Source organism: Mycoplasma parvum str. Indiana (assembly GCF_000477415.1).
Classification (GTDB): Bacteria; Bacillota_I; Bacilli_A; order Mycoplasmatales; family Mycoplasmoidaceae; genus Eperythrozoon_A; species Eperythrozoon_A parvum.
Window position 1 is genome coordinate 42910 of sequence record NC_022575.1, and the last position, 18827, is coordinate 61736.

The following is an 18827-nucleotide window of genomic DNA, read 5'->3' on the forward strand; positions in this document are numbered from 1 at the left end:
TATGGTATGGAAATTTATAGAGTAGCAATTAATGGTTTTGGGAGAATTGGTAGATTATTATTTAGAAATTTATTAGATTCTCAAAGTATTAAGGTAGTTGCAGTTAATGATGTGGTTGATATTGGAGTGTTAGCGCATCTTCTAAAGTATGATAGTGCGCACGGCACATTAAATGATTGGGAGGTTAGTCATGACGCTGAAAATATTCAATTAAGAAATTCAAAAACCGGAGAAATAAAAACTACTAGAGTTTACAATTTCAACCAAGAAAAGATTTATCATTGGGGAGAAATGGATGTTGATTGTGTAGTGGAATGTTCAGGGAGATTTCTAACAAGGGATGCTGTTAAATGCCATTTAGATGCTGGCGCTCCTAAAGTTTTAATTTCTGCTCCAGCTAAAGATGAAAGTATTAAAACTGTTGTTTATAACGTAAACCATAATTTAATTGTTAATTCGGATAATGTAATTTCAGGTGCTTCTTGCACAACTAATGCTTTAGCCCCTATAGTAAAAATTATGCATAGAAAATTTGGAATTCAGTCTGGATTTATGACTACTGTTCACGCTTTTACTTCAGATCAAAGATTGCAAGATTCCCCTCATGTTGATTTAAGAAGAGCTAGAGCTGCAGCAGGTTCAATTATTCCTACAACTACTGGAGCAGCTGCAGCTATAGGTAAGGTTATACCAGATTTAAATGGAAAATTAGACGGAATTGCTCATAGAGTTCCTGTATTGACAGGTTCTTTAGTAGATCTTTGTTTGAAGTTAAACAAACCTGCAACTGTTGAAGAAATTAATTCTGCTATTAAAAGTGGAGAAAATGAAACATTACTATATCTAGAAGATCCTATTGTTTCTTCAGATATTATTGGCGATACACACGGCTCTATTTTTGACTCTCTATTAACTAAAGTTCTTCCTACTGGAGAGGTGAAACTATATGCTTGATATGATAATGAGTCTTCTTATGTAAATCAACTTTCAAGAACTCTCCATTACTACGTTTCTCTTTAATTTTTTTCTAAGTTAAATGAGATTTAGTAAGCTCACTTTGCGTGATCTTGCTCTCGATAATAAAAGAGTTGTGCTTAGATTGGATCTAAATGTTCCTATAAAAGATGGAAAAATATTAAATAACACAAGATTATTGGGAGCAGTTGAAACTATTCAATATTTATTAGATAAAAAGTGTCAAATAGTTATTTTAAGTCATTTTGACAGAGTTAAAAGTTATGATGATATTACTTCTGGTAAAAAAAGTTTAAAACTTGTTGCTGATGAATTTAAAAAAATGTTTTCCAATAATAAAGTAGTTTTTGTTGATGATGTTCATTTTGCTGCAGTTAAAAAAATTATTGATAATGAAAAGGCAGATATTTATGTATTAGAAAATACTAGATATTATGATGTTGATCATGATTCTAAAGAAATTACTAAATTGGAAAGTGGAAAATCACCTGTTTTATCGCAATTTTATGCTGATTTAGGAGATGTTTTTGTAAATGATGCTTTTGGAACTTCTCATAGAGCTCACGCTTCAAATGTAGGAGTTGCCGAAAGACTTAAAGATACAGCTATAGGTTTATTAGTAGAAAAAGAATTAAAAGCTTTGGATTATGTAAGTGAGTGCAAAGAAGGTAAAAAAGTAATGATTTTAGGAGGAAGTAAAGCATCTGATAAATTGAAATTAATTAAAGAAATTATTAATCATGTTGATGCTCTAATTATTGGTGGAGGGATGTCCTATACTTTTTTGAAATCACAAGGAAAAAATATCGGTCTTTCTTTATTGGAGCAAGATCAAATTTCTCAATGTGCTGAGATATTGAATAAATATTCAGATAAAATCTATCTTCCAGTAGATCATATAGTGTCTGATAAGTTTGAAGATAAACCTGGAAGGCTGGTTGAAGATGATGTAGAAGATTGAGGAACTGGAATGGCTTTAGATATTGGGCCTAAAACTATTCAATTATTTCATAGAGTTTTGGAAGATGCAAGTATTATTATTTGGAATGGACCTTTAGGGGTTTTTGAAATGTCTAATTATTCTAGAGGAACTTTCGCTATTTTAGATAAATTAGTTGAATTAACTCAAAATAAAAATGTTTATACCTTGGTTGGAGGAGGAGATTCTGTATCTGCTGTAGAAACAAGGAAGGTTGCAGATAAATTAAGTTTTGTTTCTACAGGAGGAGGGGCTACTTTAACATTTTTGGAGAAAGGAAATTTACCTGGAATAGAAGTTATTAGGGATAAGTTAAGTTAAAGAAGTTTTTTAGTGGAGTAAAACTCCACTAAATTAATTTATTCATGCAGCCTTTTGTTTTAGTTTCCTCAATTTATAAGAGATTTGGTGGAAAATTTGTAAACAAAACAAGCTTAAATAATCAAAGAAGTGTTGTAGAGCCAGCTTTAAGTCGTCTTGGAATGGAATTAAATGGAGCTTTTGCGAATAAAAAAATTAATTCTGTTGTTGTTTGAGGAGGTATGGAGTGTGAATTTTTATTTAGTTTAGAAGAAGATAAAAGATTAGATGTTTTGAAAAAAATTATTTTGAAAAATCCACCCTTATTTTTATTAAGTTCAAATTTTTCTGAGGTGAATTTAATTAAAGAATTGAATGAAAAATGAAATGATAATAGTTCTGCAATTATTAAGTTGGATTATTCTACTAAAGAAATTTTTTCTTCTGTTGGAACTTGATTGTCAAAAACTTTAGCAACTTGAACTACTATTCATGGCTCTGTAGTTAGTGTTTTTGGTGAAGGGGTATTAATTATTGGTGAGCCTGGAATTGGAAAAACAGAGGTTATTTTAGATCTTTTGAGCTTAAATCACCTCTTTTTGGGGGATGATGCGATAAGAATTACTCGGTTAGGGAATGCAGTAATAGCAAGAGCAAATCCCCAATCTAGTGAATTTATTCAGATAAGAGGTATAGGATTCATAAATATTAAGGAAGCTATAGGAAGATCAAAAATTATTGATGAATCCAAAATTAATGTAATAATTGAATTAAAAAGTTATAAAAATTTCTCACAAAATATTCCTTTAGAAAATTGAGGAGAAGAAATTAAATATAAAGAATTATTAAATGTGAAAATACCTTATTATATTCTTCCGGTTCAAGCCGGAAGAAATATTAGTGAATTAATTCAAGCTTGCGTGAATGATCATAAACTAAAAAAAGCTGGTTATAACTCTGCAGCAGATTTTGATAGAATCACTAAATCTTATTTATTAAAAAATAAGAACAACCAGTAATTAAATTTGTAAAGTTGCATCTATTAATTTATTAGTTATTTCAGTAATATTAAAAGTTTGAATATCTTCTTTTTTTTCACCAAAACAAATGAATTTAATAGGGGTTTTGAAATCATTTCTTAGATTATAAATAACCCCTCCTCTTACAGTATTATCCATTTTGGTGAGTATTATTCCTGTAATAGGCAATACATTAAAAATTTTTTTAACCTCTTCATGCGCAAATTTTCCTAATGTTGAATCTAAAACTAATAAAGTTTCTTCAGGATTGCGATTTAACATTTTGTGAACTAATTTAAAGTTTTTTTGTATCTCTGTAAATAATCTTTGATTATTATATTGTCTTCCAGAACTATCAAAAATTATTAAGTCATATTCTTTAGTATTTTTTAAAGTTCTATAAATTAGGGCATTAACAGTTTCCCCATATTTTGGGGTAACTATTTCTACATTTAATCTTTTAGCTAATATTGATAATTGCTCAACTGCACCGGCTCTAAAAGTATCTCCAGCAACTAATAATATTTTTTTGGAATAATTTTCTTTTTGAAGAAAATAAACTAATTTAGCTATAGAACTAGTTTTACCAACTCCATTGGATCCAACTATAAAAAAAACATTAGTTTGATTGTTTTTTAAATTTAATTTATTGTCATCATGTTCATTTTTTTTGGAATTGTAATAATCAATTAATGCGGAAGATAATTCATTTTTAATTATTGAAATATCTATTTTTTTGATTTTTTTTAATTGATAAATAGTATCTTCTGTTAATTTTTTTGCTAATTCTAGTTGAAAATCTAATTTAATTAATACTTCAAAAATTTCATTTTTGATTTTTTCTTCATCTTCAAGTTGTGAAAGTTTAGTTCATTGAGAAAAATAATTAACAACATTAGAAGTTTTTAATTTTTCAATTAATCCGCTAAATAAACTCAAAATTTGTTATAAATTTAGAAGTTTATTTATATTTTTCAAAAATATTAGTAGAATCGTTAAATTTAATAATTTCAAAATTTTTAATATTATTGAAAAAATTTAAATAATTTTCATGATTAATTGAATTTATTGAAAGAGAAGCTTTAATTTCTTCTAATTTTTTTTTAGTAAAAATAGGAGAAAGTACAAAAAATATTAAAGATAATTGTCTATATAAAAAAACATTTATTTCTTTGAAATTCTTATCATCTAAAGATAATTTTCAAGGCTCCAAATAATTAAGTAAATAATTTGCTGAATGCAGCAATTCTTTTATTTGATTAATTAATTCAAAAATTTTTATATTATTTACTAAATTGCCTAACTTATTTAAAATTTCTGAACCTTTTTGTATCTCTTTTTTTATTTCTTCATTTTCAAAAACAGCATTAATTGAACTTGTTTGATATTCCTGTTTTGAAATAATTCCTTTGAATCTATTTATTAAATTGCCTAATAAATTAACTAAATATTTATTGTAGGACTGTTTTAAAAGATCTTCCGAAAAGGGATGATCTTCTTCTCAATTAAGAGAAAGAAAATATCATTTAATGCTTTCTAAGTTATATTTTTCAATTAAGGAAGCTAAGGAAGGTATTGATTTACTATTAGGATCTGATTTTGAAATTTTTCTATTATCATTCAACAGTCATCCGTGAATTAATAATTTATTAGGAGTTTTTAATTTTTGTAGAGAAGTAATTATTGGAAAATAAATAGCATGAAATCTAAATATTTCTTTTCCTATTATTTGTATTATTTTTGAATTTGATGAATTTAATCAATAGTTTTCTCTAATATTTTGAGAGCTAATATAACCCAATAAAGCTTCAAATCATACATATAGAGTAAATGAAGGAAATTCATTTAATTTAATTCCCCAATTTAAATTACTTCTGGTAATAGAAAGATCTTCTAATGAAGGTAAAAAACCTTCATTTAAATCTTTTAAATATCTAGATGGAAAAATAACATCTTTATTATTTTTGTAATGATTTTTAAGTCATTCAATAAATTCTGTAATTTTAAAAAAGAAACTTTCTTCTGCTCTTTGAATTAAATCATGCCCTAATTCACATTTAGAATTATTTGAATAATATTTATTCGAATAATTAGTTTCACAATTAATACACTTATAACCTGTTCACTCTTTCTTATATATTTTGGATTGTTTTAATAAATTCTTAAAAGTTTCTCTAGCATATTCTTTATGGAGTTCATTAGTGGTTCTAATAAAATAATCAGGATTTATTTCTAATGCAGAAGATAAATTTTTAAATTTAAGACTATTTTTTTCTACGAATTCTTCCACTTTTAATCCATTTTCTTTAGCTTTAATTTCAATTTTTTCTCCATGCTCATCTACTCCTACGAGTAGACTTGCTTTTTTATTTATTAATTCATAATACTTTTTAATTAAATCTCCAATAATGAGAGTATAAGCATGTCCAATATGTGGATCTCCTGAAGCATAGAATAAGGGAGTGGTTATTAAAACATTTTCTGACAAATATCCTTTATTACACTCCTAGGGCATTTTTTAATTTTTCTAATTCTTTTTCCATCTCTTTACTTTCGAATTTTTCCTTAAGAGTCAATAATCCTTGCCCTAAATTTTTATTTTGGTAATATAGTCAAGCACCTTTTTTCTCTATCAATTTCTTCTCTATAGCTAAATTTAATAATTCAAAGATTTTATTAAATCCTACATCAAAATATAGCCCTAAAGATACTTGTAACATAGGGTTATTAAATTTATTTTTTACAATAGTAATTTTTGTTTGATAGCCTATAATTTTTTCATTTTGTTTTATAGCTTCTTGTCTTTTTACTTCTACTCTAATACTTGCAGCATATTTTAAAGCCCTTCCTCCAGTTGTAGTGGTTGAGGGGAAATAAGTTTGTTTTATTTGCTCTCTAATTTGATTAATGAATATTATGGTAGGATTGGATTTCAATAAATGAGATTGAATTATTCTCAATCCTTTACTCATTAATCTAGCTTGCAATCCTATTGATTGATCATTTAATGAAGCATCAAGTTCTGCTTCCGGAACCATTGCCGCCACTGAGTCAACAATAATTAAGTCGGCTTCCTTATCTTGAATTAATGTGCTTATAACTTCAAAAGTTTCTTCCCCACTAGAAGGGGTGCAGATATATAAACTATCTATTTTGACTCCTATTTTTTCTGCCCAAGGAATATTTAGAGTATTTTCTAAATCTATATAAATACAAATTTTTCCTTGTTTTTGGGCTTCAGCTACAGCATGTAAAGCCAAAGTAGATTTTCCTGAAGCATCTGATCCGAAAATCTCAATAATTTTACCTCTAGGTCAACCTTTTGTTCCTAAAGCTTGATCTAATTGATAAGAGCCAGAAGGAATTGATTCTTGTAAATCAATATTTATTGTTCTTTCTTTTTGGGAAAGTTCAGATCACAAATGAATGCCCAATTTATTCAATTTTTCTTGAATTTCTTTGGTTTTATTTGAAGCCATACTCACCCTTTCTATCTTTTCATTCTTTTAATTTCTTTAAATCAATAAAAAGGCATAATTTTTTTAAAAATAGATGTTCATAGTAATAGAAGGAATTGACAATTCCGGAAAAACTACTTTAATTAATTTTTTAAAAAATGTTTTAATTGATAATCCTTTAATTCTTAAAAAATTCTCTAAAGTCTGCTTTACTTCGGAACCTTATGGCCCAAAAGGAGAAACAACAAAATTTATTGAAATTTCAAAAGCTATATTTTCCAAAGAATATTCCATTTCTGCGGAAACAGAATCTCTTTTATTTTTGGCGGCAAGAAATGAAAATTTAGAAATTTTTATTAGACCTAAATTGAAAGAAAATTCTTTAATAATTTGTGATAGATATTTTCTATCAACTTTGGCTTATCAAGCTTATTTAAAAAAGGTTGACTTTAATTGATTAAATCTCAATATGAACTTTATTTCAAATCAGTTAACACCTGATTTAATATTTGTTATTGGAATAACTAAAGAAGATTGAAAAAGAAATATTAATAATAAAAAAAAGCAAAAACAATTAAATAAATTAGACTGTCTTTCCTATTCTTTTGAAGAATTAATAGAGGCTTATGATTGAGCTAGTAAAAAATTACAAGAAGCAGGTGAAAATATAGTTAGCATACCTAATAGTCTGTCATTATTAGAAAAGAGCAATTTTATTATTTCTAAAATTTTGGATTTAAGCATAAAGTAAATAATGAATAAAAAAGAAATGAAAAATAATTGAAATTTAGAAATTTTATTGGAGAATAAAAGTTTAGAAGAGTGACTTAAAAATTATTTTGAGATGCAGCAAAATATCTTAGAGCTTTACAAAGGAGGAATTTTTCAAGATCTTGAAAAATTAATTAAATTTCATCATTTAGAAAGAGAATATGATATTCTCTCCAACAGAATAAAAACATATATTAATAATCATCAAAATACTGATCAATTTAATAACAAGTGATTTGCACTTGAACAAGAATTGTTACATAAATCAATTCCTTTTGCTCAACAATTGACTGATTTTATGGAAAAGGCTATTAAAAATAAAAAAATAATTCTAACTTATTTAGAAGATCCAAGATTTTTTTGTTTTAAGAGATATTATGAAAACATTTTTAGATACCAAAAACATAGATTAGCTCCTAAATTAGCTAAATTTGAATTAACTTTTGCTCCGTTATCTTCCTCTTATTATGAAGTTTTTAATATTCTTTCAGAAAAAGAATTCAAATTAACTGGCGTATTAGACCAAAAAGGGGAAGAAAAAACTATTTCTGTTTATCCAGAATATATTAAGTACATGAGAGAAGAAGATAGAGTTTTGAGAAAAAATTTGTATCACAAATATACTGAATTTTCTTTTTCTAGAAGAGATAGTTTTTCTAGATTACTCTATTATCATTTTTTGTCTGCTAATATTGAATCTAAAAATATTTCTTTCAAAAAGGGATTTGTAGATAGCGCAATATACAGTGATGAAATTAGTAGAAAATTTTTATCCATTCTGTATAAAAATACTAAAAAAATTCAATCAGAGGTATTTAAATTTAGAGAATTGAGAAAAAAAATAATTATGAAAGTTTACAATCTTCCGGATTTTCAAGATTGAGATTCTTATCTTGAATTAAAAGATGAGGGAGAAAGTAAAAAATATTCTATTGAAGAGGCTAAGCAAATAGTATTAGACTCATTATCTGTTTTAGGAGATAAATATATTGAATTTTTAAAAACTATTTTTAAAAATCAATGAATTGATTGATTGCCTAGAAATGGAAAAAATAGCGGAGCTTATTTTTCTGGTGGATCTTATAAATTGCCAGGAAAATTTATTCTTCTAAATTACAATGAATATTTCGATGATGTCTTAACTTTGGCACATGAATTGGGACATGCCATTCATGAAATGCAAATAGATACTAAAGATACTTTTTATTATTCTCCAACTATATTTACTGCAGAAATTCCTTCTATTTTAAATGAACTTTTAATGAATTATTATTTTTTAAAAATCTTTAAAAAAGAAGGAAATAAATTTAAGATGCTTCAAATATATGATCATTTATTAAATACTTTTGTAAGTACTGCAGTTATTCAATTAATATATAGTGAATGAGAGTTTTTAATTAATGAAAAAATAGCTAATAATCAATCAATTGATTCAGAAGTGGAAATGGATTCTTATTCTGAACTTATCAATCTTTATACTGGAAAGAAAATCACTAAAAATATTGAAGATTTAAGTTGACAATCTTTATCAAAAATATTTTTAATTCCCCATTTCTATAGTGGGGAATTCTATTTATATAAATATGCAGTAGGTCTTTTTACCTCTCTAATATTTTCCAAAAAAATATTAGAAGGAGATGAAAATTCTAGAGAAAAATCCAAAAAAGATTATTTTGATTTTTTGGCTTCAGGAAATTCTCTTTCAAATCTTGATAGCTTGAAATTATTATCCATTTCTCTAGAAAGTCAAGAAAGTTGAAAGATAATTAGTGAAACTTTTAAAACTTGATTAAAAGAATATTCTGAATTAGCTAAAGAATTGTATGGAATTTCTTAATTAAGTTTTTAATTTCATATTATTTGATTTATTAATAGAAATAATTAAGGAGACTGAAAGTCTCCTTTTTTTAAAGACTTTAAAAAATGAGTAATAAAAAAGAAGAAATTTCAAGAGATCATCTTTCTTGTTGTGATCATAGAGCAGTAGGGAGAGCCAAAAATCTATTTTATTGTGCTGAAGAAGTAGGTTCAGGCTTTTATCTTTGATCTTCTGAAGGTTATAAATTAAGGGAAATAATTAAAAAATATATTAATGATTTTCAGAGAGAAATTTGTGAAATCAATTTAGTACAAACTCCTATTTTAGGGAAAGCTGAAATGTACCAAAAAACTGGTCATTTACCTTTGTACGACGAAAATATTTTTCCAATTATGGAAAAAGAAGGTAATCAGTGAATTTTGAGGCCAATGACTTGCCCACACCATATATTACTTGCCAAAGAAATAATTAAAAGTTATAAACAATTACCTTATTTAATGGGAGAAAATTCTTGTTTACATAGATATGAATATTCAGGTGGATTGCTTGGTTTAAAGAGAGTTAGGGCTATGGAATTAATTGATACACATGTTTTTGTTTTTAAAGAGCATTGTAATTCAATGCTTTTAAAAACATTAGATTGAGTATGATCTCTTTTAACTAAATTTCAAATAACAATTAAAGAGATAATTTTGGCAACTAAATCTTCAAGTCAAAAATATTTAAGTTCTGGAGATGAATGACTTGAAGCTGAAGAAATTTTATTTAGAGCCGCAGAAAATTGAGTTTCTGCAAATAAATTGGAAATTAATTTAGTTAGAAAAGAGGGGGATGCTGCTTTTTATGGCCCAAAAATAGATTTCAATGTATTAGATTCATTAAGTCAGGAATTTACTATTTCAACCATTCAATTAGATACTCAAATGTGTAAAAAATTAGATTTCAACATTTTAGATTGCTCACAAAATCCTGTGAATCCTTGATTGATTCATATAGGATTAATAGGAACTCTTGAGAGATTTATTGCTTATTTACTAGAAGTTTGAAAAGGAAATTTACCTTTTTGACTTTTACCGACTCAAATAATTTTCCTTTTAGTCAATATTGAGACTCCAACTCAGGAGTTAAAAGATTTAATTAAAAAATTTACAGCTTATGGATTTAGAACAAAATTGGATTTAAAGCCAGAAAGACTTTCTAAAAAAATTTTGAATGCTATTTCTGATAGAATTCCTTTTCAAGTAATAATAGGTGAAAAAGAATTAAATAATTTAGAGCTTATTAATTTCAGAGAAATAGGAAAAGATAATATGCAGCAATTATCTTTTCAAGAATTTATAAAATATCTGAATCAAGAAAGTATATTTAATAAAGTTTTTTAAATTTTGCTTCCAGAAAAAATAATTGCTTTAGAAGTTGATTTTTTTCATATTAGTCAAACTTTTTCAGCTGAGGAAATTAATAAATTTATTCAAATTTTATATGAAATGAGTATTTACAATAATTTATTTTTATTTACTAATGATTCTTATAGTTTTGTACTTCAATTTTTACAAGCTTGAAATTTACCTATGGGATATATAGTTTTTAATTCTGGAGCTTGCATTTATCATTTAGCTTCTAAAAAAAAGATATTTGAAAAATTTTTATCTAAAAATGCAGTAGTAAAAATTGTAAGATTTTGCTTTTTTAGACAATTAAGTGTTATTTTGCATACTTCAAATAATTTGTCCTTTACTTTTGGAATTAATTATTTAGATATTTCCAAATATAGAGGATTGGCTTTTAAATATAAATTATTGATGTTCAGATATATTAGTTTAAAAACTTGAGGAGAAATTAAAGAAGTTTTGGATAATTATTCTATTTATAGTATTGAATTACTATTTAATGAAAGTGCAGATAAATCTATAGAAAGAAAAATGGAAATTATTACAAAGTTTTTAACTCATTTTGACTTTAAATTCAAAGTTTTTATTGTAGATTCCAAAATTTATTTTTTTTCAGAAGAGAACTCCAAGTTAGAAGTGATTAAGAAAATTACTTCAATGTCTTTAGATGAAATCAAAAGAAATTTAATTTATTTTTCTTTAAGCTTTCCAGATAGTAAATTGGCTTTAAATTCATATTTTTGATTTTCTGATACTAATTTTTCTGAATGAATTAATAAAAAAAGCGAGTTTAATAAACCAATTTATATGCCCAAAGGAAATATTGCTTGAATTGATTGATGGAGGGAAAATGAATATATTTGAAAAGATAGTTTAATGAGAATGGATTGGATTTCCAAAAAGTTAAAAAATATTGATTCAGAAAAATTAAAACAACCAATTATTGGGAATAATAATTTTTATGAATTGAATTTAAAAACAGGAATTTTGTCTCGTAAAACTTTAGAAGATAAAGAAAAAAGATGAGTTATTAAAAAAGATAATTGAAAAGAAAAATTATCTTTATCTTTATTTTTGTGACCAGATCAAATAGATAGTTTTTTAGGGACAGAACAAAAATAATATGAGAAAATATATTATGTATTATTATTTGTTATTTTTAAGTTAGTTTAATAATGGACGACAGAACTTTTAAATTAGTTGCTGAGTCTTCTAGAGAAAAACATTTAGAGTTTCTTTTAGATTATTCTAAGGCTACTGCAATTTTTTGAATAGACTCTAGCAAACTTAATCCTACTGCATTTGCAGTAGAGATTAAAAAATGTTTGCAAAAAATTAATTCTTGACAAATAGATTTATCTACATTTATAAAAGCATGCGAACCCACTTTTACTCCCTATGATATTGAGTTGTATTTAAGAAGTATAGTTAATGCTTGAACTAGAGATCCTGTTTCTTTCAAAAAAAAGAAAGATATTAATTTAAAAGCAGTTGAATTTATTGGAGTTGATAAATTAAGTCAAGAAATCAAAAATATTATTGATGGAGAGGAAGAAGTTAAAAAATGAGGAGAAATGCCTCCAAATATGTTAAGTTCTTCTACATTTGTTTATGAAATTGCAAAAATAGCTGAAAAACAAAACTTAGATTGTGAAGTTTGAGATTGAGAAGAATTAAATAGACAACAATTTAATTTAATTTGCTCTGTTGGAAGAAATAAAAAAAGCTCTTATTTAATTATTTTGAAGGAAAAGAATAGTAATATGAAAAATTTGGATAATAGAAAAAGAATTGTTTTGATAGGTAAAGGAATTTGTTTTGATACTGGTGGTTTAAGTATTAAAACTGGAAATTATATGAGAAATATGAAATTTGATATGACCGGAGCTGCTTTGGTGGCTTCAATTTTTATTACTTTAGCTAAAAATGGTTTCTCTAAAGAAAATGAAATAATTGCACTTTTACCTATTTCCGAAAATTTAGTAGGTGCCGATTCTATGAAAGTTGATAGTGTAATTACGTCTTATGGAGGTAAAAGTGTTGAAATTTCCAATACTGATGCTGAAGGAAGGTTAATTTTGGCTGATTCTATTTCTTATGCTTCTAAAAAATTGAAAGCTTCAGAAATCATTACTGTAGCAACTTTAACAGGGGCAGTTAAATATGCTTTGGGAAGTAAATATGCTGGAGTTTGAACTAGTTCTGAAGATTCTTGAAAAAAACTTGAAGAATCTTCTGCCTATTCAGGAGATTATATTTGAAGACTACCTTTGGATGAATATTATTTGGAAGAGTTGAAGAGTGAAATCAGTGATTTTAAGAATTCTGCCGCTACCAGTGCGGGAGGCGCTTCAAGGGCAGCAGCTTTTTTAGCAGCTTTCAAGGATAAAGAAAGCTTTATTCATTTTGATATAGCTAATGTTTCAAATACTGAAGGTAAAAGTAGTTTTGGTTTAGCCCCATTATTTAAAACTATTTATTTCTATTTAAATAGAAAGGTAAATCATCTTTCATAAAAATTTTTAGTTAATTAAATAGATTTTTTTCCTCCCCTTAGGGGGGGGAAGAAAGACAAAGTTGAATTGATTTAAAAGTTTATTTCCCTTGTTGAGTAAATAAAGATTCAATTTTTATTTCTTCTTCTCCGATCATTTTATTAAGCATTTTTGAACCAATTTTTAAATTGATTAATTGTTCATTCATTTTTTGAAAATTTTTCTCATCCATTAATGATGTGGAACATTCACCCGAATCATGCATGAGAACACAAACAGCTGAAAACAATAAATGTTGAAAATTATTTTTTACTTCAATATTTCTTTTAATTCTTGTTTTAGATTCTTTAATTAATTCCCATTCTTTATTATCAATCAGATTTAAATAAGGATTTTTTTCATCCAATTTTTCTTTTAAAAGTGATTGTATTTTAGTTTTATCTTTTTCTCAATCAATTTTCTTTAAAGAACTAATAATCTGTTTATTATCTTCATTATTATTTTTTCCTTGATTATTTTTATTAATATCGGAAGATTTATTGATTTTGGATATTCTATTAGTTAATTTTTCTCTCTCTTCATTTAAGTTAGAAAATTTTTCAAAATAATTTTGCAATGCTTTTCTGTCATCTACTTTTAAATGTGAATTTTCTAAATTTCGCAATTTTAGATTTTCGTACAAATGTTTATTTTTTAAGATGTCAAATTGTTTTATGGCCTCTATATTTTGTTTTCATTCTTGTATATTTTTTCTTGCTTTTTGAAAATTTTCAGAATGAGATTTTAATTCTTCCATAGCTTTCTTTAATTTTTGTTCTCTTCTATCATTAATTTTTGTTACTTTAGTTTCTTTATTGATTTCTTTATGAATTTTTTTAACCATATTTTCTGTATTTTTGTTATTCATTATTTCGGGATTTTCAATTATTTTTAATAAGTTTTCGGATTCTTTTATTTGCTTAAATGCTTCATTTTGAACATAAAAATCTTTTATATTTTCTAAATTACTATTGTTAGTTTCTGATAATTTATTATTTGAAAAATTCAATGAAGAATTTTGTTTATTATCTTTTGCAAATCAATTTCTAAAGAAAGAAGAAAATTTATTTCCTAGTTTGAATTTGGATGATGAGTAGTTACTATTTGTGAAATTAGCCGTTAAAGAAGCTACTCCACTAACTCCAATTAAAGAAAAAGCGATCAGATAAAGTTTGTGTTTTAGCTGAAACAATGATTTTTTTCGAAACTAGGGAAATTAGATTATAGACTTTTAATTCATTTGTTAAAAAATTTTTGAAGATAGGGGTAAGAATCCCCTACCCCCCCTAAGGTTTAATTTATAGTTGGTTGGATTTTTTTAAAAATATAAGTTTTTTGTATTCATATAATTAAATTTCCATTTTTATTTAAAATTGTGAATTAATTTTTGAATTATTTTTTGTTTTGGAAATTTAATTTACATATATTTGCATTAGTATTTTTAGTATTGTTACATATAGAATTTTTAAATTTTCCCTCAAAGTATTGCAAATCAATAATATTTTTCTTTAAATTTTGTAATTCTTCATAAACTTTTTCTAATTTTTGTCTCAAATTATTTAATTTTTCAATCTCTGAATTAGATTTATTTTGTAAATTTTTTATTCTATTGGCAAATTTCTCTGTTAATAAATTTAACTTAAGAATTACATCATTATTTATGTTTCTGATAGATATTAAATTAATTTCTTTAGATATCAAATTAGTTCTCAATTGTGCATTTTTATAAAACTCTTCAATTAATTCTTCTCTTTTCTTTTTTAATTTTTCTTTGATATCATTTAATGTTTTTTTAGCTTCTAAACCACTTGAATTACTTAAGTTTGAAGAAATTTGTTGTCCCCCCCCATCCGAATTAGAAATTAAACTTGTATTTTTTGGTTCTCAAGCAATTCACGATGGATTTAATTTTTCACAATTTTGTGAATTATTTTTTTCTTTTTGTTCGCTGTGTTCAATTATGCAAATAAATTTGCTTAAAAGCTCCCCTTGACTTGAAATTAATTTTTTAATTTCCAGCAATAAAGAAACTAAATTTTCTAAAAGATTCAATTCAATTAACAAATTTATTTTTTCAGTCGTTTGTTTAGATAATTCCTGAGATATTGAATCTAAATCATTTAAAGTTTTTAAATTTTCTTCATAAAAAGAAATTAATTGTTTTTCTGCTTCAAAGATGGATTGAAATGTTTTTTCAATAATTTCATCTTTAATTTTTTTAAGTTCTTGCGCTTTTTCTTTAGAGAGTTTTAAGTTTTCAAATAATGGATTTAATAAACTCAATTGTTTATTTTCTTCTTCTGAAAAATGTTCTGTATTTTTATTTTCATAGCTAGAAGAAGATTTTTGAAAAAATGTATCTAATTTTGTATTAGTCTTTAGAAAATAAGGAATTAAAAAAGTAGATAGGCCACAAGAACTTGAAAGTAAAGTTCCAATCATTACTATCTTAGAAAGTAGAAAAATTGTTGATTAAAAAATGACTTTATTTAGTTTGATTTTTTGTATCTAATAAGTTAAAAATACCTTCAGATTTTAAAAAAATATAAAATTTTACTTCCCTTATATATTTCCCTTAAATAATTTAATTAATCTAAATTGTTTAAAATTTTGTTTTTCAAATATTCCACTTAGTTTACATGCTTCCAAAATAAACCAGACAAGAATTTTAATTCCTTGAGGTCTTGCGGGGCAAGCTTTGGATTTCTTTAACTGGTCTTTTTTCTTTATTTGGAATTTCTATTACAACTCATGTATTTTCTTGAGGAGGAAATAAATCCTTAAAACCTGCTCAAACAGAAAATAATTATTTTAAAGATGCTTTACATAGCTTAAAACTTGCAGATTTTAGAAGTGATAAATTTGTTAGAACTAAAAATAGTAGTTTAGATAAAAATCATTTAGGAACTCTACAGTATGAGAGCGAAGGCTCTCATACTCCTTGATATTTTGTAACTAAAGACAATCAAATTATTAAGATAAGTCCTAGTCTTCATGGACAGAAGAAAAGAGTAATGAGAGATGGTATTTTCATTGATAAACAAAATGTTTGATTTGGAGTGAGAAATAATAATATAGAGCGGGTTTCGATAGATTCCATTAAGGATGTAAAAATTTATAAAAACTTTTTCAAAAAATTAGATAGAGAAGAATTAAAAACATTACAAAATTGATGAAATAGTAAAAGTGACAACGATAAATGTGAAATTCTAAATATAGTAATTGGTTGTCAAGAATTTAAAGAAATTTTAGGAGATAAAGAACAAAAACAGGAAATAAATAAAATATTAGAGCTTAATATTGAGCAGATTTTAACTTTGTCTCAACAATATAAAGGAAATGAAATAGCGCCATTAAAAGAAATTATAGGGCAAGATAAGGTAATGAATTTCCCAAAATTAAGTAATAATGTTGGCTCGCTTATTGGAGATCCTATAGATAAATGATTAAAAGAATATTTAAGTGGAGAGGCAAAGAGAAAGGAGGAAAGCGGCGAAATTAATCCTTTTTCTTTATTAGCAAGATTAACTATAGGGGATAATGCTTATCAAAAATGTCAATACGATAACAATGAATTAATTAAATACATATATCCTGAATGTTTTGCAGAAATAAAACACGTTAAAAATAAACATATCGGAAATCATAAAAATGAAAATCAAATCATTCCTCATGTAAAAGAAGTTATTAAGGGTGGGATTGTAAAAAAATGATTGTGATTGCCAAGTATTGTAAAATTTTCTAAAAAATTTGACAAAAAAGAAAAAAATTCTGAAAAAGAAGCAAAGCCCATTACTTGAAAAGATTTAGGAGATGCTGGAAATTATACAGCAAAAATTATTAAGGATTGGGAAAAAACAGGAAGAAGTGGAAATTTAATAGATTTAAAATGTCAATATTTAGATTGACAACTTTTAAAACTTTTTAATATATCGGGAGGAGAATCACAAGGATGTCAATTGTTATTAAAGGTTATTTTTAGTGGAAATATTGATGATAAAAGATGATGTCTTTTTGAGATAAATGGCGCTAAAAAATATATTAGAGAATATGAATTTAAATTTTTATCCTCTTTTAATTGATATGATGGCAATAAATTTTGAGCAAAATGCTCATCCTACAATATATAAATAATTTTCAATAAAAAATAATAAAGGGTTTTTAGCCCTTTATATCAAAAAAACTTTAAATAGAGTTGTTGATTTTAATTAATTAGTTTGCTATTTGATATTATTTTTTATTTTTTTATTAATTTTTTTAGCATTTTTAGATTTAACTTCCAATTTTAAATCTATTTCTTGTGCATTTACTAATAGCTCTTCAATTTCTTCATCTAATTCTTTATTTAATAATTCAATAAAAATATTCATTAAGTCATAATAAAAATTATCAATTTCTTCAAAATCTCATTCACGTCGTTTTTTATTCGAAAAAAACATTTTGAGCTCTTTTTGTTTTTTCAATTTTTAATTATTTTATATTTTCAATACAACTGACTTTTTGTTTATTTTCTTGTTTATACATTTCAATATTTTGACATATATTATTTTTTAATATTCCTTCGTAATTTTGAAAAATAGGAACTTTATCTTTTAAATTTTGTAATTTTTTGTAAGTTGTTGTAAGCTGTTTTTGAAGTTCATTTAATTTTTTAATAATTTCATTTATTTCCATTTCTAAAATACGAGATTCTAGCTTAAGAGATGAAAAAAATCTTTCAAAAATACGCATTTTCAACTTTATATCATTGATAAAATTGACGATTCTAAATTCTTTTTTTAAAAATTCTTCGCTCAAATAATTTATTTGTAGTAATTTGTTTATAGCTTTAGAATTTTCTTTCATAATATTTTGTTTAAAATTTTGTAATTTTTCTTTCGCTCAATTTCCTTTTAAATTATTGTTATTTGATTCTTGTTGCCCCCCCCGAAAAGTTTTATTAGTTTCTGTTTCCACTATTTTATATAAAGAATCAAAAAAATTACTTCAATTGTTGATAGCTTTGTAAATACTATTTAATAAATTTATAGAATTTCTTATTGCATTTAGAGTTGCCTCCAACTCTAAATGTTTTTCTTGGTATTTATTTATATTTTCTAATAATTTAGATAAATTATTTTTAGTTTCTAAATTATTTTTGTATAAATCAGAAAGTTCTTTTTCTGACTTTAAAATAGATTCCAAAAATAAATTTATAGATTTATTAATTAAATCTTTAAGTTCTTTAGAATTTTTTAAAGTTTTGGATAATTCGTCATAAAGATTTAATAATTCCTTAAATTTATTTGCTTCTTGATTTTCGAATATTTGTATATTTTGATTGTTAAATTTAGATTCAATTTTTTGAAATAACTTTTTTAAACTATTGTTTTCTAGATTATAAGGGATTAAATAAACAGAAGTCCCAACTATCCCTGTAGACAGGGAAGCTAAGGATACTAACTTAGAAAGTAGAAAAATTTAAATTCACCTAGTAGTTAAAAAATTTAAATTATCTATTAAAAATTAAAGAAAACTTCCAAAACTCAGGAAAAACAAAGATTTAAAAAAATAAAATGCGCGGGGGAATTCTTCCTGAATC

16 protein-coding genes are annotated in these 18827 nt (G+C 25.1%); 9 read left to right on the forward strand and 7 right to left on the reverse strand.

What is annotated here, in order from left to right:
* Positions 1-6 precede the first annotated feature (6 nt).
* From gap to hprK, 3 genes are read left to right on the forward strand one after another with little or no spacing between them, the layout of a single operon-like run.
* The gene (gene gap, locus PRV_RS00285; RefSeq protein ID WP_022768820.1) at positions 7-1020 is read left to right on the forward strand and encodes a type I glyceraldehyde-3-phosphate dehydrogenase; all 1014 of its coding nucleotides are present in this window, start codon (positions 7-9) and stop codon (positions 1018-1020) included.
* 16 nt (positions 1021-1036) lie between these two features.
* On the forward strand, positions 1037-2275 hold the full coding sequence (locus tag PRV_RS00290; RefSeq protein WP_022768824.1) for a phosphoglycerate kinase: 1239 nt from the start codon (positions 1037-1039) through the stop codon (positions 2273-2275).
* Between the two features lie 44 nt (positions 2276-2319).
* Entirely contained in the window at positions 2320-3273 is a 954-nt protein-coding gene (gene hprK / locus PRV_RS00295) for an HPr(Ser) kinase/phosphatase (protein ID WP_022768828.1), read from the forward strand.
* Here hprK and PRV_RS00300 read toward each other — a convergent pair whose 3' ends face one another.
* From PRV_RS00300 to PRV_RS00310, 3 genes are read right to left on the reverse strand one after another with little or no spacing between them, the layout of a single operon-like run.
* Positions 3274-4212 (reverse strand): P-loop NTPase family protein, encoded by a 939-nt coding sequence (locus PRV_RS00300; RefSeq protein WP_022768832.1) that lies wholly within the window; start codon positions 4210-4212, stop codon positions 3274-3276. It lies immediately after the preceding gene.
* Between the two features lie 22 nt (positions 4213-4234).
* Positions 4235-5761, reverse strand: coding sequence for a methionine--tRNA ligase (locus tag PRV_RS00305; RefSeq protein WP_022768835.1), 1527 nt, complete (start codon positions 5759-5761; stop codon positions 4235-4237).
* Between the two features lie 10 nt (positions 5762-5771).
* A complete protein-coding gene (locus tag PRV_RS00310; RefSeq protein WP_043896122.1) occupies positions 5772-6752 on the reverse strand; it encodes a recombinase RecA family protein in 981 nt (326 codons plus the stop codon).
* A 73-nt stretch (positions 6753-6825) separates the two neighbouring features.
* On the opposite strand from PRV_RS00310, the gene tmk reads away from it, so the two are divergent.
* From tmk to PRV_RS00335, 5 genes are all read left to right on the forward strand, one after another.
* Complete coding sequence (tmk, locus tag PRV_RS00315; RefSeq protein WP_022768843.1) at positions 6826-7482, forward strand: dTMP kinase; 657 nt, start codon at positions 6826-6828, stop codon at positions 7480-7482.
* A 3-nt stretch (positions 7483-7485) separates the two neighbouring features.
* Positions 7486-9339 (forward strand): M3 family metallopeptidase, encoded by a 1854-nt coding sequence (locus PRV_RS00320; RefSeq protein ID WP_022768846.1) that lies wholly within the window; start codon positions 7486-7488, stop codon positions 9337-9339.
* Between the two features lie 86 nt (positions 9340-9425).
* Complete coding sequence (locus tag PRV_RS00325; RefSeq protein WP_022768850.1) at positions 9426-10703, forward strand: aminoacyl--tRNA ligase-related protein; 1278 nt, start codon at positions 9426-9428, stop codon at positions 10701-10703.
* A gap of 3 nt (positions 10704-10706) precedes the next feature.
* Positions 10707-11834 (forward strand): hypothetical protein, encoded by a 1128-nt coding sequence (locus PRV_RS00330; protein ID WP_022768854.1) that lies wholly within the window; start codon positions 10707-10709, stop codon positions 11832-11834.
* Between the two features lie 53 nt (positions 11835-11887).
* Positions 11888-13228 (forward strand): M17 family metallopeptidase, encoded by a 1341-nt coding sequence (locus PRV_RS00335; protein ID WP_022768857.1) that lies wholly within the window; start codon positions 11888-11890, stop codon positions 13226-13228.
* Positions 13229-13307: 79 nt separating this feature from the next.
* Here PRV_RS00335 and PRV_RS00340 read toward each other — a convergent pair whose 3' ends face one another.
* Positions 13308-14438 (reverse strand): hypothetical protein, encoded by a 1131-nt coding sequence (locus tag PRV_RS00340; protein ID WP_144062283.1) that lies wholly within the window; start codon positions 14436-14438, stop codon positions 13308-13310.
* A 200-nt stretch (positions 14439-14638) separates the two neighbouring features.
* Positions 14639-15688, reverse strand: coding sequence for a hypothetical protein (locus PRV_RS02855; RefSeq protein ID WP_022768867.1), 1050 nt, complete (start codon positions 15686-15688; stop codon positions 14639-14641).
* A gap of 242 nt (positions 15689-15930) precedes the next feature.
* Here PRV_RS02855 and PRV_RS00350 point away from each other — a divergent pair, with 242 nt between their 5' ends.
* A complete protein-coding gene (locus PRV_RS00350; protein ID WP_022768870.1) occupies positions 15931-17376 on the forward strand; it encodes a hypothetical protein in 1446 nt (481 codons plus the stop codon).
* Positions 17377-17466: 90 nt separating this feature from the next.
* On the opposite strand, the gene PRV_RS00355 is transcribed toward PRV_RS00350, so the two are convergent.
* A complete protein-coding gene (locus tag PRV_RS00355; RefSeq protein ID WP_144062284.1) occupies positions 17467-17685 on the reverse strand; it encodes a hypothetical protein in 219 nt (72 codons plus the stop codon).
* 31 nt (positions 17686-17716) lie between these two features.
* Positions 17717-18430: a V-type ATP synthase subunit I domain-containing protein gene (locus tag PRV_RS02860; RefSeq protein ID WP_022768877.1), complete on the reverse strand. Its 714-nt coding sequence runs from the start codon at positions 18428-18430 to the stop codon at positions 17717-17719.
* Positions 18431-18827 lie beyond the last annotated feature (397 nt).